Below are 15459 nucleotides of genomic sequence, written 5' to 3'. Positions count from 1 at the left end.
GATGAGCGCGCTTCGTCAGAACCCGCTGCACATCGCTTTCTCGCTCGCCGCGATCGCGGCGCTCGGGGCGGGGCTTGCCACCGGACCGGAGCCTGCCCGCGCAGAACCGCGCAACAGCCTCGCCCTGCGGGACACCTTCCCGATCGGCTCCAACGGGCTGTGCGAGGCGCAGATCCTGCCGCCCGAGCCCGGCGCGGGGCTGTTCGACCGGCGCTATTCGGTGATCTGCCGCGATGCCGCCGCGCCCGTCGGCACGCTGTGGGTGGTCAAGCCCAAGGCCGGCGAGGCGCCCGGCCCGGCCCGCTTCGCCGGCGCCGATGCCGATTGCCGCAGCGACGCCGCCAAGCCCGCCGAAGCGCTCCCCGGCCTTGCCGCAGTCGAGCGGCTCGGGTGCAAGAGCGCGGGCAGCATCCTAGCGACCAACCTTCTGATCGGCAACCGCTCGGGCCGCACCTATGCCGCAGCCGGCCTCACCGCCTACGCCAAGGCGCTGGAACTGGGCCTCGCATCGCTGGCGAGCGACGCGGTCGTGCCCGGCACGGTCGAAATCCCACTCACCAGCACCACCGATGCCGCCGCCTTCGCGCGCCAGCAGGCCGAAGCGATCGCCGCCGATCAGGCGCTGGTCGAGGCCTATCGCCGCAGCAATGCGGGCGATTTCGCCGAAGCGGCGGAATTCTTCGCGGTCTCGGCCGTGGCGCTGTCGGGCCCCGGCGCGGCCGAGGCGCAGCTCAACTCCGCGCTCCAGCAATCCAACCTCGGCAGCTATACCGAGGCGCGCCGCCTGTTCACCGCCGCCCGTGCAGGCAGTGCGGGCAGCCCGGTGCTTGCCCGGATGCTGCGCAATTACGAGGCGATGGACGCCCTGAACCAGCGCCAGCCCGCGCGCGCGCTGGCGCTGCTGGACGCTCCGCTCGCCACCGAATTCGGCGGCGCCGACGAGGTCCGCGCGCTCACCATCGGCGCGCCGCTGGCGGGCCAGCTGGCGAGCGAGAGCGGGCGGATCACCGGTGAATATTCGACCAGCCTTACCCCGCTCGAACGCGCGCGGCTGCTGGATGGACAGCACGATTATCTCAAGGCCGCCGCGCTGCGCCAGCTGGGCCGCACCGGCGAGGCGCCGGGCTTGCTCGCCAGTGCCGAGCGCGCCTTTGCCGAGGTGCGCGGGGGCCGGGTGGTCTCGGTCGCGTGGCTGCGCGCGCAGGTGCTGGGCGAGCTCGCCGAGAACGCCGAACGCGCCGGTCGCGGCGCCGAGGCCGAGGGGCTGCACAAGCAGGCCATCGCGCTGCTCGAGGTGGTCTATCCCGATTCCCCCGCGCTCGGCAGCGCGCGGGGGCAGTTGGCCGGGCTCTATGCCCGCAGCAACCGGCAGGGCGAAGCGCTGACGATTTACCGCGATATCATCAGCGATGCGAAGGGGCGCCCGGTGCCTTCGCTGCGCTCGGTGATGACCCCCTATTTTGCGCTGCTGACCGACAAGGATGCAGGCAGCGACACGGCTGCGGCAGCGCCTGCCGACGTGTTTGTCGCCAGCCAGCTGCTCCAGCGCCCGGGCCTTGCCCAGACCCAGGCCGCGCTCGCCCGCGAGCTGTCCGAGGGATCGGACGAGGCCGCCCAGCTGTTCCGCACCGCCACCAATCTCGGCCGCGGGATCGAGCAGAGCCGGGTCTCGCTGCTCGAGCTCGAAAGCGTGCCCGAAGCGAACACCCGCTTCGCCGACCAGATCGCCGAACGGCGCGCGCGGCTCGAACTGCTCGAGCAGCAGCAGGCCGAGGTGCTCGGGCGGCTCGCCGCCTACCCCCGCTACCGCGCGGTCGCGGGCGATGCGATCGCGCTTGCCGATCTTCAGGCGGCGCTCGGAGAGGGCGAGGCCTATGTGAAGCTGGTGACGCTCGATAGCGATGCCTATGTGCTCTACGCGACCCGGAATAGCGCCAAGGTGTGGCGCGCGGATGCGACGCCGCGCCAGCTCGACACGCTCGTCACCCAGATCCGCGAGAGCATCGCGGTGGTCGAAGGCGGGCAGGTGCTGACCTATCCCTTCGACCTAGCGGCAGCACGCAAGCTCTATGTGCAGCTGTTCGCTCCCGTTGCCGACGACCTGCCGAAGCTCAGGCATCTGGTGTTCGAACCCGATGGCGCGCTGCTGAAGCTGCCGATCAACCTGCTCGTCACCGACGATGCGAGTGTTGCCGCCTATCAGGCGCGAACGAATGCCAAGGACGGGGACGAATACGACTTCCGCGGCACAAGGTGGCTCGGGCGGGGGACGCAGATCAGCACCTCGGTCGGCCCCTCGGCGTTCCGCGACGTGCGTGCGGCGCGGCCTTCGGACGGCAAGCGCGCCTATCTCGGGCTTGGCGAGAACACGCCGATCGGCACCGCCAGCCCCGGCGCGGCCCGCACCCGCGCGGCGCTGGAAGCCGGGGATCGCTGCACCTGGTCGCCGAACATCTGGGCGAACCCGGTCAAGGCCAAGGAGCTGCGCGAGGCGGCCGCCAGGTTCGGCGGCACCGCCGAAGTGCTGACCGGCGCGCAGTTCACCGACACCGGCGTTGCCGCGCTGCCCGAGCTGGCCGAATTCCGGATCCTCCACTTTGCCACCCACGGCCTCGTCACCGCCCCCCAGCCCGGCTGCCCGCCGCGCCCGGCGCTGCTCACCAGCTTCGCCGACGCCGCTGCCTCCGACGGGCTGCTGAGCTTCGCCGAGATCTTCGATCTTCGCATCGATGCCGATCTGGTGATCCTATCGGCCTGCGACACCGCGGGCAGCGCCACCATTGGCGCAGCGCGCGAGGCGGGGGTGAGGAGCGGCGGCGAATTCGCGCTCGATGGCCTCGTGCGCGCCTTCGTGGGCGCGGGCGGGCGCACGGTGCTCGCCAGCCACTGGCCGGTGCCCGACGATTTCGACGCCACCGGGCGGCTCGTCGGCGGCCTGTTCGCCGAGGACGGGCGCAGCACGGCCGAGGCACTGCGCATGTCGCAGCTCGCGCTCATGGACGATGCCCAGACCTCGCACCCGTTCTACTGGTCGGCCTTCGCGGTCGTCGGCGACGGCGCGGCACGTTTGTCGCGCTGAGGACCGGCGGGGCGGGGGCAACCATGAAAACGCCTACGCAATCGGGTTCCGCACCGCCGCGCTCGGCCCGGCTGGCGCGGATCTGGCGCAATCTGCGCGAGGCGGGCGGGATGCAGCTCGGCCTCACCCTCATGCTGATGTGCGTCGCGATATTCATCGCCCGCTACAGCTGGGTTTTGCCCATCGGCGGCGTGCCCACTCCGCTGACCGGCGAGGCCGAGCGCGCGCTCTATGACCTCAGGGCCTATTATGCCGCCGATCTGGTCGAGGAGGACAAGCGGGTCGTGCTGGTGGTCTACACCGACCAGACCCTGATCGCCGCGCGCAAGCGCTCGCCGCTCGACCGGGGCCTCCTGGCCAAGACCCTGCGGACGCTCGACACCTTCGAGCCCAAGGCGATCGGGATCGACATTCTCTTCGATCAGCCGCAGGACGAGGACGAGGAACTGATCGCCACGCTGCGGGCGATGAAGACCCCGGTCGCGGTCGCCTATGCCGCCAAGGCGACCAATCCGGACGACATCGAATACGAACAGCAGCAATATCTCGAAGCCTTCATGGCGCGACTGAAGGGCAGCAAGGCGCAGCCGGCGAGCATCCGGCTCGACAACACCTTCGGCGCGACCCGGCTGTGGCCCACCATCCGCGAAGGCCTGCCACCGCTGCTCGGGCGCGTGATGCTGGCCGAGGCGGGTGAGGCGGTCCCGGCCTTTGCCGCTTACGAGGGCGCGATCGATTACCGGCGGCCCAAATACGTGGATTCGGTGCTGTTCCCGCCGGCCCAGATCGACCTCTTCGTCGATCCCGATCCGGAAATCCTGCCCTTTCTCAAGGAGCAGTATTCGGGCAAATACATCCTGATCGGCGGGGACATCGTCGACTATGACCGGGTCGAGACGACCTTCACCTCGATCAATGGCGAAGTTCCCGCGGGGATCTCCGTCCATGCCGAAATCATTTCCCAGATGCTCGACAAGCGCGTGCTCACCCCGCTTCCGGAATGGGTGATCTGGGTCATGGCGGTGGTGGCGATCCTCGCCGGGGTGGTGACCGCCTTGCTCGAATGGCCGGCACGGTGGCTGGCGCTGTTCGGCACCACGCAGCTGGTGTTCTTTCAGGGCACGCCCTTTCTGCTGCAGACCCAGAATATCGATACCTACGGCTTGCCCGCCGTGGGCGGCCTCGTCGGGTGGATCATCGTCTTCGGCGCCGTCACCTCGACCGCGCGCGCATCGGGCGCGGCGCAGCGCAATTTCGCCACCGGGGCGCTGGGCAAATACATCCCGCGCGACATTGCCCAGGCGATCATCGACAGGCCCGAACTGCTCAACCTCGGCGGCGAGAAGCGCGAAATCTTCGTGCTGTTCAGCGATCTTGAAGGCTTCACCAAGATGAGCCACGCGATCCCGCCGGAAATGGTCGCGAAGCTCTTGAACCGCTATCTCGACCTGCTCAGCCAGGTGGTGCTCGACCACGGCGGGGTGATCGACAAGTTCGTGGGTGATGCGGTGGTCGCCTTCTGGGGCGCGCCGATCAGCCGCCCGGACGACGGCGCCCGCGCGGCGCGGGCGGGCTATGCGATCTGGCAGGCGGGCGAGGCGTTCCGCGCCGAGGTCGCGGCGATGGACCCCGCGCTCCCGCCGATCGGCAAGACCCGCGTGGGCCTGCACTTCGGCGAGGCGGTAATCGGCAATTTCGGCGGGGCAACCCGAATCCAGTACACCGCGCTCGGGGATTCGATGAACACCGCCGCGCGGCTGGAGGCGGCCAACAAGGCGCTGGGTTCCAGCGTCATGGCGAGCCGTGAATTCGCCGAGGCCTCAGGCCTCGACTGGTGGCGGCCGATGGGCCGGGTGCAACTGCGCGGCCGGGCGACGCCGGTCGACCTGTTCGAGCCCGCGCCCGATTTTCCGGCCGATGACCGCGCGCAGCTTGCCAAGGCGAGCGCGCTGGCAGCGAGCGATCCGGCGGCGGCCCTCGCGCTGGCACAGGCGATCGCGGCTCGCCACCCGAATGATTCAGCGCTAGGCAATCTTGCCCGGCGCATGGAAGCGACAGGCGAGGGAGGGACGTATGTTCTCGGTTAGCATCAAGCAGCGTTGGGGTGCTCTGGCACTGGCAGGAGCCGCGCTGGCGCTGCCGGCGGCGGCGCTGGCAGGGGTTGTGGTCAAGTCCACCGGTCCCTCGGCGACCCGCTATCCGGTCGGCACCAAGGTCGACGACAATGCCACGATCACCCTCAAGGCGGGCGATGTCATCACCGTGCTGACTGCAAACGGCACGCGCGTCATCAAGGGCGCCGGCACCTTCCGCGTCGGCGACCGCCCGCAGGTCGCCGCCGACCGCTTCGCCTCGCTCACCCGCAAGCGCGCCGCCACCCGCGTGCGCACCGGGGCGGTGCGCGGCGAGCCCGAGGGCAACCCCACCAACCCCAGCCTGTGGTATGTCGATGTCACCCGCTCGGGCACGGTGTGTCTCTATGATCTGACGACTGTCCGCCTGTGGCGGCCCGGATCACCCGGCACTAGCACCTACCGGATGTTCAATCGCGATAACGGCGCGGCGGTCGATGTGACGTTCGACGACACGGTGACAGTCGCTGCGCTCGATCCGGCGCGCCTGCCGATCGTGGAGGGCGCGTCCTACACCATCACCGGGCCCGACAATGCGACCAGCGCGCAGGTCAGTTTCGTGCTGCTCGAAGGCGATTTTGAAGCGCCCGATGCGCTGGGCGAGGCCTTGCTCGCCAAGGGCTGCACGGTGCAGCTCGAAGCGCTCGCCGCGAGTCTCGCGGACGAGGGCGAGGCGAGCGGGGGCTGAGCAGCAGGCAGGCCGCTCCGGCGCGCCCCGATGATTGCCTGTTGCATCGCGGCTCCAAGCTTGGGACAAGAGCAAGGGGTCGGCCTGACGGGGGAATCGGCACGCGGCGCGTTACGGGCCTTGCAATGAAACGGCGGTCACGGCGCGGGGGCGCCAGGGGCGCGGTGCAAGGCTTCAGGCGGACCGGGTAACGGGCATCTCGGGGGGGATGGGATGGAACATTTTTTGGGCAACGGGATCGCGGGTCGGGTGTTCGGCCGGACGCTGCGCCCTGCTGTTGTGCGCATCGCCGCCGTGCTGGCGCTTGTGGCGCTCTACCCCGTCTCCACTGCGCTTGGCGGCGGCACCTTCGAAGGCGTGGCGACCTGTGCGGGCTCCACCTGTCACGGCCGCGCGGAGGGCAATGGCGCAGTTGTGCGGCAGGACGAGATCGCGACCTGGCAGGAGCCGTCCTCGCCCTCGGGCGCCCACTCCCGCGCCTATGCCGTGCTTGGAGGACGACGCGGTCAGCAGATCGCCGCGAGCCTCGGGCTCGGCAATGCGCAGTCCGCTCCGGCCTGCCTCGGCTGTCATGCCACCAACGCACCCGCCGGCCAGCGCGGGGCGAAGTTCACGCTCACCGACGGGGTCGGATGCGAGAGCTGTCACGGCGCGTCCGGCGGCACCTGGCTTGCCGAACACTATGCACTGCCCGCCACCCACGCCTCGAACATCGCGGCCGGGCTCACCCCGCTAGACAACCCGCAGGCGCGTGCGGGGGTGTGCCTCGATTGCCACTACGGATCGAGCAAGCCCGGCCAGTTCGTCACTCACGCGATGATGGCCGCGGGCCACCCGCGCGTCTCCTTCGAGCTCGACCTGTTCAGCGCGCTTCAGCAGCACCACCAGATCGATGGCGATTATGTCGCGCGCAAGGGCTCGCCGAGTTCGGTGCGGTTCTGGGCGGTGGGGCAGGCCGAGGCGGTGCGGCGTTCGACCGGCCTCTTTGCCCAACCCAAGCTGGGTTACGAAGGCGCCTTCCCGCAGTTCTACTTCCTCGATTGCCATTCGTGCCACCGCACGATTGCCGATGGCCCGCAGAGGAAGCTCACCTTCGAGACCAACCCCGGTCGCCCGATCCCCTTCGGCAACCCGCCGTTCAACGACGAGAACATGATCCTGCTCGCGGCGGTCGCGAGCGCGCTGGTGCCGGGTGAGGCGGCGAAGTTCCAGACTGCCGCGCGCGACTTCCACAAGGCGTTTGGTGCAGGCCCCACCGAGGCGCGCACCGCAGCGCAGGCGCTGGCCGCGCGCGCCGGGGCGCTGTCGGACGCGCTTGCGGGCCGGGGCTATGCTGATGCCGATGCCTTCAAGGTCGTCGCGATCATCGCCGGGGAGGCGACCGCGCCGCGCTTCACCGACTATGCCGGATCGGTGCAGGCGGTGATGGCGATCGACACGCTCTTGAACGCGCTGGTGCGCGAGGGCCGGGTGACACAGGGCGCGGCCGCGGGCATCCGCGGCGATATCGCGCGCGCCTACAAGGCGGTCGAGGAGCCCAACGCATACCGCCCGGCCGATTTCCGCGCCGCGTTGAAGGCGGCGGCCGGTGCGATCGGGCGCCTGCAATAGCGATGCGCGGGGGGATCACCACTTTCTGGCTGGCCGCGAGTGCGCTGGTGCTCGCCTCCTGCGGGGGCGATGGTCCGCCCACCAATGGCGGCGCCACCGGCGGCGGGCCTGCGCCCACGCCGACGCCGCCTCCGGCAGGGCAGGTGTTCGGCGTCCCCGCCGCAGAGAGCCTCTCCAGTGCCGAGGTCGGCACGATCATCGCTCAGGCCGCCGCAGAAGCGCGGGGGCGGGGCGCTGCGGCGACCATCGCCGTGACCGACCGGGTGGGCAATGTCCTTGCCGTCTTCGCCATGCCCGGCGCCGCCGCGACCGCGCGCATTCCGGCGGCGCCGGACGGGACCAGCCGCGACGCGCAGGGGCTCACCATCCCCTCGGCGGGCGCCGCGATCGCCAAGGCGATCACCGGCGCTTACCTGTCGAGCGGCGGCAACGCCTTTTCGAGCCGCACCGCAAGTTTCATCGTCCAGGAGCACTTCCCGCCCGCGCCGACCACGGCGGGGCTGGAGAGCGGTCCACTGTTCGGGGTGCAGTTCAGCCAGCTGCCCTGCTCGGACCTCGCCGCGCGCGCCAGCGACGGGCTGATCGGCCCCAAGCGCTCGCCGCTGGGTCTGGCAGCGGACCCGGGGGGCTTCCCGCTCTACCAGAACGGCGTCGTCGTCGGCGGGATCGGGGTGATCGCCGACGGGACTTATGGCTTCGACCCCAACGTGCTCGACCGCGACACCGATGTCGACGAGGCGATCGCGCTGGCGGGCACGGTTGGCTTCGAGGCTCCGGTCGCCATCCGCGCTGACCGCATCACCGCCGACGGCACGAGCCTGCGTTACACCGATGTCGAGTATCCGCAGCTGGGCAACGTCGCGGGGGCGAGCTTCGCCTCCACCGCCGGGGCACTTGTGCCGGTCACGGGCTACTATACCGGCGCCGGTCTGCTCGCTGGCGCAACCTACGGCACCGAGTCTTCGGGCATCCGCGCCTCGACCACGAGCGAATTCGCCAACCGCGATGCCTTCGTGCTCTCCAACGGGGCGGGGGCGAACCGCTACCCTGTCCGGGGTGGCACCGACGCGGGCGATATCGCTGCGCCCCTGACCGCCGCTGAGGCGCGGGTGATCCTCGAGGAAGCCTTCGCCGTCATGAGCCGCGCGCGCGCGCAGATCCGACAGCCCTTGGACAGCCGCGCGCAGGTGACGATCAGCCTCGTCGACACGCGCGGGGCCGTGCTCGGCCTCGTGCGCTCGCCCGATGCGCCCATCTTCGGGATCGACGTGAGCCTGCAAAAGGCGCGCACCGCCAATTTCTTCTCCGCGCCCTTCGCGGCCGCCGAATTGTCGGCTGCTCCGGGCGAGGTGCCGCAATTCGTCACAAGACTGCGCACCTTCCTCGGCGATCCCGCCGCGCTGACCGGCAACTTCGCCTTCTCCGACCGCGCGCACGGCAATCTTTCACGCCCCTATTTCCCCGATGGCGAGGTGGGCCAGCCGAACGGGCCTTTCTCGCGCCCGATCCAGCAATTCAGCCCCTTCTCGACCGGGCTGCAATCGGCGCTGGTGGTGGGCAACCTCGCGCAGCATCTGGGCTTCGTCACCGGCGCGAGCGCGCAGGATACGCCGCGCGCCTGCACGGGTCTGCCCAACACCGCAGGCGGCACGCCGCGGCTGGCCAACGGCATCCAGATCTTCCCCGGCTCGGTCCCGGTCTACCGCGGCAATGCGCTGGTGGGCGGCATCGGGGTATCGGGCGACGGGATCGACCAGGACGACATGATCAGCTTCCTCGGCCTCCACAATGGCGCCGCGCGCGCAGGGAGCGGCCTCGGCAATGCGCCCGCCGCGATCCGCGCCGACCGGATAGTGGTGCAGGTCGGCAGCCGCCAGGTGCGGCTGCGCTACGTCAATTGCCCGTTTGCGCCGTTCATCGGCAGCAGCGAGCAGAACGTGTGTCAGGGGCTCTAGCCAATGACGCCGCTGCTCCCCGCCATGCTGCTGCTCCAGGCCGCCCCGCCCGAAGAGGTGCAGCCGCCCGCCGCTCCGCCAGGTGAACAGGCGCAGGACTGGGAGCAGGGCGTGCCCCCCGTCGACCCGCAGATCATCGAAGGCCGTGAGCGCCCCGGCTACACCGCACCGCTGCCCGACAAGATCGAGCAGAAGAATGAAGGCGCCGTCCGCGCGCCGCCCCCGCAGGCCTTCCCGACCGAGCAGGTGCCGATCCCCGATCGCTGGCGGCTTATCCAGAGCCTTGGCCTCGTCAAGGAGAACGTGCTCGATCCCTACAACCAGAATACCCTCAAGGGCGACCGGCCGATCGACCGGAAGAAAGTGCCGTGGCTGCCGATCAAGGAGGACGACTGGTTCTTCGTCGCCAACCTCATCTCCGACACGGTTTACGAACCGCGCAGCTTCCCCATCCCCGTCGGCGTCCAGACCACCGAGGACCCGGACCGCAACGACGTGTTCGGCAATGCCTTCAGCCAGGTCTTCAGCCAGACCTTCATCGCCGGTGTCGCGCTCCTGAAAGGCTCGACCACCTTCAAGCCGCCGACGATAGAATACCGCGTCACGCTCGCCTACAACGTCAACTATGTCGACGTGCCCGAGCGGCGGGTGCTGTTCGTGGAACCCTCGCGGCCCTCGCACCGCCTGGACGATTTCCTCGGGGTGCAGGAAGCCTTCGTCGATTACCACTTCGGCCAGTTCGACAATGACCGGTTCGATTTCATTTCGATCCGTGCGGGCATCCAGCCGTTCCAGTCGGACTTCCGCGGCTTCCTGTTCAACGACCAGCAATTGGGCGTGCGGCTGTTCGGATCGCGCGACAACAACCGCTTCCAGTTCAATCTCGGCGCGTTCTGGCGGCTGGAGAAGGACACCAACTCGGGCCTCAACGATGTGACGCAGAGCCCGCGCGACGATTTTGTGTTCGTCGCCAATGCCTACCGGCAGGATTTCCTGATTCCCGCCCTCACCAGCCAGATCACCGTCGTCTACAACCGCAACCGCGAGAGCGACGATATCGAGATCGACGACAACGGCTTCCCCGTGCGCCCGGCGCTGCTGGGCACCTTGCGGGGGCGCGAATACGACGCCTTCTATCTCGGCTACAACGTCGATGGCCGCATCGGCCGGGTGAACCTGACGGGGAGCTTCTACTGGGCGCTGGGCGAGGATCGGAACTCCTTCCTCACCGACCGCCCGGCGGACATCAACGCGCAATTCGCCGCACTGGAAGCCAGCTACGACAGAGACTGGATGCGCTTCCGCCTCTCGGCCGCCTATGCCAGCGGCGACAGCGATCCCTATGACGACACCGAAGGCGGGTTCGACGCGATCTTCGAGAACCCGGTATTTGCGGGGGCGGACACCTCCTATTGGATCCGGCAGACGATCCCCTTCGCGGGCGGCGGGCGCGTCATCAGCGTCAACGGCAGAAACGGCCTCCTCAACTCGCTGCGAAGCTCGAAGGAGCAGGGGCAGAGCAATTTCAACAATCCCGGCCTGATGCTGCTGGGCGCGGGCGCGGATTTCGATCTGACGCCGGAATTCCGCCTGACCGCCAATGCCAACCACCTGTGGTTCGAGAACACCGCGGTGCTTGAAGTGCTGCGGAACGAAGGCTCGATCCCCAAGGAGATCGGCTTCGACCTCTCCGCCTCGGCGATCTGGCGGCCCAAGGCCAACCAGAACCTCGTCTTCCGCCTGTCCGCCGCGACGCTGCTCGCCGGCGACGGCTTCCGCGACCTGTTCACTTCCCGCGGGGGTGGAAAGGAATTCGTCTCGATCCTCGCCAACGTGGTGCTGACCTACTGATGCGCGCGCTCACCCAGCCTTTCGCCCGCCACCTTGCGCTGATTGCCGCGGCGCTGGTGCTGGCCGTGTCCCTGTTTGCGGGGCAACCGATGGCCTCCGACAAGGAGAAGCCGGTCAAGCGCGACTACAGCCTCGTCATCGCGCCCCCTGCGCCGCAGCGGCAGTCAGTGGCGGAAATGGACGCCAAGTCCGAAGGTTGCCTCACCTGCCACGTCAAGACCGACGCACCGACGATGCACGTCTCGCCCGCGGTGCGATTGGGCTGCACCGATTGCCACGGAGGCAATGTCAGCATTCGCGGCAATTCCGAACTGCCGCACGATCACCCCGATTACGTTGCCGCTCGCGATGCGGCGCATGTGCTGCCGAAGTACCCCAAGTCGTGGCACTTTCCCTCCTCGGCGAACCCCAAGCGCTCCTACGCGCTGCTCAACCAGGAATCGCCGGAGTTCGTGAAGTTCATCAACCCCTCGGACTACCGCGTCGCGCGCGATGCCTGCGGGGCGTGCCACATCCAGGCGATCGAGAGCGCCGAGCGCTCGATCATGGCGACCGGCGCGATGCTGTGGGGCGGGGCGAGCTACAATAACGGGATCCTGCCGTTCAAGAACTACCTCCTCGGCGAGGCCTATACCCGCGAGGGCGATCCGGCGAAGATTACCACGCCGGGCGCGGGGCCGGGGGGCAAGCTTTCCGAGGATCAGGTCGCGCGCGGCGTGCTCGCCGAGATGTATCCGCTGCCGACCTGGCACGTCATCCCGCCGGGCGACGTGTTCCGCGTTTTCGAGCGCGGGGGGCGCACGATCAACTCGCAGTTCCCGGAAATCGGCCTGCCCAACCCGACCGGCTCGATCCAGCGGCTGGAAGAGCCCGGGCGGCCCGACCTCAAGCAGTCGAACCGCGGCCCCGGCACGGGTCTGCGGGTGGCGATCCCGGCGCTCAACATCCACAAGACGCGCCTCAACGATCCCTTCACCTGGTTCATGGGCACCAACGACCAGCCGGGCGACTACCGCCATTCGGGCTGCGCGAGCTGCCACGTGGTCTATGCCAATGACCGCGAGCCGCGCCATTCGCTCACCTATGCGCAATACGGGCGCGACGGGCAGAGCATCACCGCCGATCCGACCATTGCCGAGAAGATCGCCCACGCGGCGGGCTATGAAGAGAAGAAAGGCGGCCACGGCGCGGTCAAGCAGCCGGGGCATGACGATCACGCCGATGACGGCGCGCTGCGCACTGCCAAGGGCGAGGTCAAGGAAAGCGGCCACCCGCTCCAGCACGTCTTCACCCGCGCGATCCCGACCAGCCAGTGCATGAACTGCCACATGCACCAGCCCAATATCTTCCTGAATTCCCTCCTCGGCTACACCATGTGGGACTACGAAAGCGACGCGCCCTTCATGTGGCCGAAGGAGCAGAAATACCCCACCGCCGCCGAGGTCCGCGCCGTCACCGACCGGAACCCCGAAGGCGCCGCGCCCAAGGGCAACTGGGCCGACCTCGATTTCCTGCGCAATGTCTATGACCTCAACCCGCAGCTGAAGGACACCCAGTTCGCCGACTACCACGGCCACGGCTGGAACTTCCGCGCGATCTTCAAGCGCGACCGCGAGGGCAACCTGCTCGATGCGGAAGGGCATATCGTCGACCCCGACGATCCCGAGAAGTGGCGCCGCGAGGGCGAGGGCAAGTTCGTGCCCGCCGGCGTCAACCCGGGCAAGGCGGTCCACCTCATGGACATCCACGCCGAAAAGGGCATGCAATGCGCCGATTGCCACTTCGAGCAGGACAGCCACGGCAACGGGCTGATCTACGGCGAGGTCGCCAACGCGATCGAGATCACCTGCAAGGACTGCCACGGCACCGCCGATGCCTACCCGACGCTGCGCACCAGCGGCCCCGCCGCCCCGCCCGAGGGCCACAACCTCGCCCTGCTGCGCAACCCCGACGGCAAACGCCGCTTCGAATGGCTTGAGGGGCCCGACGGCAGGCAACGCCTGATTCAGCGCTCGATCGTCGATCCCAGCCTCGAATGGGAAATGAGCCTCGTCAAGGACTCGGTCGATCCCGCCACCCCGGTGTTCAACGCCAAGGCCGCGCGCGCCAAGCTCGTCAGCCGCTACGGGGCGGAGACCGGCAATTTCGAATTCGGCACCGGCATCGCCGAGCCCGACCGCGCGCACCGCGAGCCGGAGATGGCGTGCTTTACCTGCCACCTCTCATGGACCACAAGCTGCGGCGGGTGCCACCTCCCCATCGAGGCCAACTGGAAGACCAAGATCCACCGCTACGAGGGCGGCGAGACGCGGAACTTTGCGACCTACAACCCGCAGGTTGCGCGCGACGAGATGTTCCAATTGGGCAAGCACATGACCACCAAGGGCAATCAGGTCGCGCCGGTCAGGTCGTCCTCGGCCCTTGTGCTCTCGTCCACCAACATCAACCGCGAGCGGATCTATGTGCAGCAGCCGCCGATCAGCGCCATCGGCTTCTCCTCGCAGGCCTTCGCGCCGCACTTCCCGCACACCGTGCGCCTGACCGAGACCAAGACCTGCACCGATTGCCACCTCTCCGCCAAGGAGGACAACAATGCGATCATGGCGCAGCTCTTCCTGCTGGGCACCAATTACGTCAACTTCGTCGGCCTCAACGCGTGGAGCGGTCTGGAAGGCGGCTTCCAGGCGACCCGCGTGACCGAATATGACGAGCCACAGGCGGTGATCGGCTCCTACCTCCAGCGCTATGCCTATCCCGATTACTGGAAGCTCCATGTCGAGCAGAACGGGCGCGAGCTGAAGAACTGGACGCGCGGCAAGACCTTCGACGAGAAGCTCAGCGGCGAGACCCATCCCTTCGAGGAATTCGTCAACATCCACGAAGGCACGCCGGGCCGCGTTGGCTGCCTCCAGCTGCGCGGCGAATACATGTTCGTGGCCGAGGGCAAGGGCGGGTTCGTCGCCTATGACGTCGCCAGCATCGCCAACAAGGGCACCTCGGAGCGGATCCTCAAGGGGCCGTTCTCGGCGCTGGGGCATGACACGCAGGTCAAGACCACCAACGCGACCTGCATGGCGCTCGCCACCAACCAGCCGATCGCGCCCAGCCGCAACACCGAGGCGATGCGCGCGGCGAACCAGGAACAGGCGTTCAAGCCGATCTACAACTACGCCGCCGTCACCGATGCGGTCGAGGGGCTTATCCTCGTCAACGTCAACACGCTGGCGGACGGGGAATTCCGCAACAACCAGCTGCGCCGCAAGGTCTATGCCGACGGCTCGACCGCGTGGAACCCCGGCGGGGTGCTCAGCGGCGCGCGGCACATCGTGCTGGCGGGCGAGATCGCCTATATCACCGCCGACAAGGGCCTCGTGGTGGTCGACCTCTCCGATCCCGACACGCCCAGGCTCGCCGCGGTGCGCGAGCTTCGCGATGCGCGGGCGAGCGCGGTGCAGTTCCGCTACCTGTGGGTGACCGACGCCGAGGGCGTGAAGCTGTTCGACATCACCCGCCTGCGCAACCCCGTGGCCGTGCCCGAGGCGACCGTGCCGCTCGCCGACGCGCGGCGGATGTATATCGCGCGCACCTATGCCTATGTCGCGGCGAAGCAGGACGGGCTGGTCATCCTCAACGTGACCAACCCGCGCAGTCCCAAGATCTACCAGAAGGTGACGCTGGACGGCGCGCTCAACGATGCTGAGGACGTGATCGTCGGCACCACCAACGCCTCGCTGTTCGCCTATGTCGCGGACGGGAAGAACGGGGTGAAGGTGCTGCAACTCACCAGCCCCGAAAGCCAGCGCGGTTTCTATGGCTTCTCGCCGGCGCCCAAGCCCGAGCTGATCGCCTGGGCCAGGACGCCGACGCCCGCGATCGCCATGTCCAAGGGCCTAGACCGCGACCGTGCGGTGGACGAGACCGGCGGGCAGATGGCGGTGTTCGGCCGCCTCGGCTCGCGCCCCTTCACCCGCGAGGAGATGGAGCGGATGTTCATGACCCGCTCGGGCGTGCCGTGGAAGGTTTCGGATGAGGTCGATATGCAGCGCTGGGTGGGGCTGGCCCCGGTGGGCGCACAAACGGCGAGCGCGCGGAAGTAAAGTTTCACCTCGTCATTGCGAGGAGCCGAAGGCGACGCGGCAATCC

At 68.6% G+C, this 15459-nt stretch carries 7 protein-coding genes; all 7 read left to right on the top strand.

Annotated features, from left to right (window positions below):
* Position 1: 1 nt before the first annotated feature.
* The 7 genes from AX708_RS14475 to AX708_RS14445 all read left to right on the top strand — a co-directional run bounded on the left by AX708_RS14475 (position 2) and on the right by AX708_RS14445 (position 15413).
* Positions 2–3079 carry a CHAT domain-containing tetratricopeptide repeat protein gene (locus tag AX708_RS14475; RefSeq protein WP_066525380.1) on the top strand — a complete coding sequence of 1026 codons (3078 nt, stop codon included), beginning with the start codon at positions 2–4 and terminating at the stop codon, positions 3077–3079.
* A gap of 23 nt (positions 3080–3102) precedes the next feature.
* Complete coding sequence (locus tag AX708_RS14470) at positions 3103–5166, top strand: adenylate/guanylate cyclase domain-containing protein (RefSeq protein ID WP_066525377.1); 2064 nt, start codon at positions 3103–3105, stop codon at positions 5164–5166.
* Positions 5153–5899 (top strand): hypothetical protein, encoded by a 747-nt coding sequence (locus AX708_RS14465; protein ID WP_066525373.1) that lies wholly within the window; start codon positions 5153–5155, stop codon positions 5897–5899. Before AX708_RS14470 ends, AX708_RS14465 begins: the two co-directional genes overlap by 14 nt.
* A 213-nt stretch (positions 5900–6112) precedes the next feature.
* Positions 6113–7510, top strand: coding sequence for a multiheme c-type cytochrome (locus tag AX708_RS14460; protein ID WP_197425850.1), 1398 nt, complete (start codon positions 6113–6115; stop codon positions 7508–7510).
* Positions 7511–7512: 2 nt separating this feature from the next.
* A complete protein-coding gene (locus AX708_RS14455) occupies positions 7513–9465 on the top strand; it encodes a heme-binding protein (protein WP_066525372.1) in 1953 nt (650 codons plus the stop codon).
* A 3-nt stretch (positions 9466–9468) separates the two neighbouring features.
* Positions 9469–11316 (top strand): hypothetical protein, encoded by a 1848-nt coding sequence (locus tag AX708_RS14450; protein ID WP_066525368.1) that lies wholly within the window; start codon positions 9469–9471, stop codon positions 11314–11316.
* A complete protein-coding gene (locus AX708_RS14445; RefSeq protein ID WP_066525366.1) occupies positions 11316–15413 on the top strand; it encodes an LVIVD repeat-containing protein in 4098 nt (1365 codons plus the stop codon). Before AX708_RS14450 ends, AX708_RS14445 begins: the two co-directional genes overlap by 1 nt.
* The last annotated feature ends 46 nt before the right edge of the window (positions 15414–15459 follow it).

Source organism: Erythrobacter sp. CCH5-A1 (genome assembly GCF_001557115.1).
GTDB lineage: Bacteria > Pseudomonadota > Alphaproteobacteria > Sphingomonadales > Sphingomonadaceae > Erythrobacter.
Note: the sequence above shows the minus strand (reverse complement) of the source record. Positions and strands in the feature narration are given on the sequence as shown.

Coding starts and splice junctions, on each gene's coding strand:
- AX708_RS14475 (WP_066525380.1), top strand. CDS start 2: ATGAGCGCGCTTCGTCAGAACCCGCTGCACATCGCTTTCTCGCTCGCC.
- AX708_RS14470 (WP_066525377.1), top strand. CDS start 3,103: ATGAAAACGCCTACGCAATCGGGTTCCGCACCGCCGCGCTCGGCCCGG.
- AX708_RS14465 (WP_066525373.1), top strand. CDS start 5,153: ATGTTCTCGGTTAGCATCAAGCAGCGTTGGGGTGCTCTGGCACTGGCA.
- AX708_RS14460 (WP_197425850.1), top strand. CDS start 6,113: ATGGAACATTTTTTGGGCAACGGGATCGCGGGTCGGGTGTTCGGCCGG.
- AX708_RS14455 (WP_066525372.1), top strand. CDS start 7,513: ATGCGCGGGGGGATCACCACTTTCTGGCTGGCCGCGAGTGCGCTGGTG.
- AX708_RS14450 (WP_066525368.1), top strand. CDS start 9,469: ATGACGCCGCTGCTCCCCGCCATGCTGCTGCTCCAGGCCGCCCCGCCC.
- AX708_RS14445 (WP_066525366.1), top strand. CDS start 11,316: ATGCGCGCGCTCACCCAGCCTTTCGCCCGCCACCTTGCGCTGATTGCC.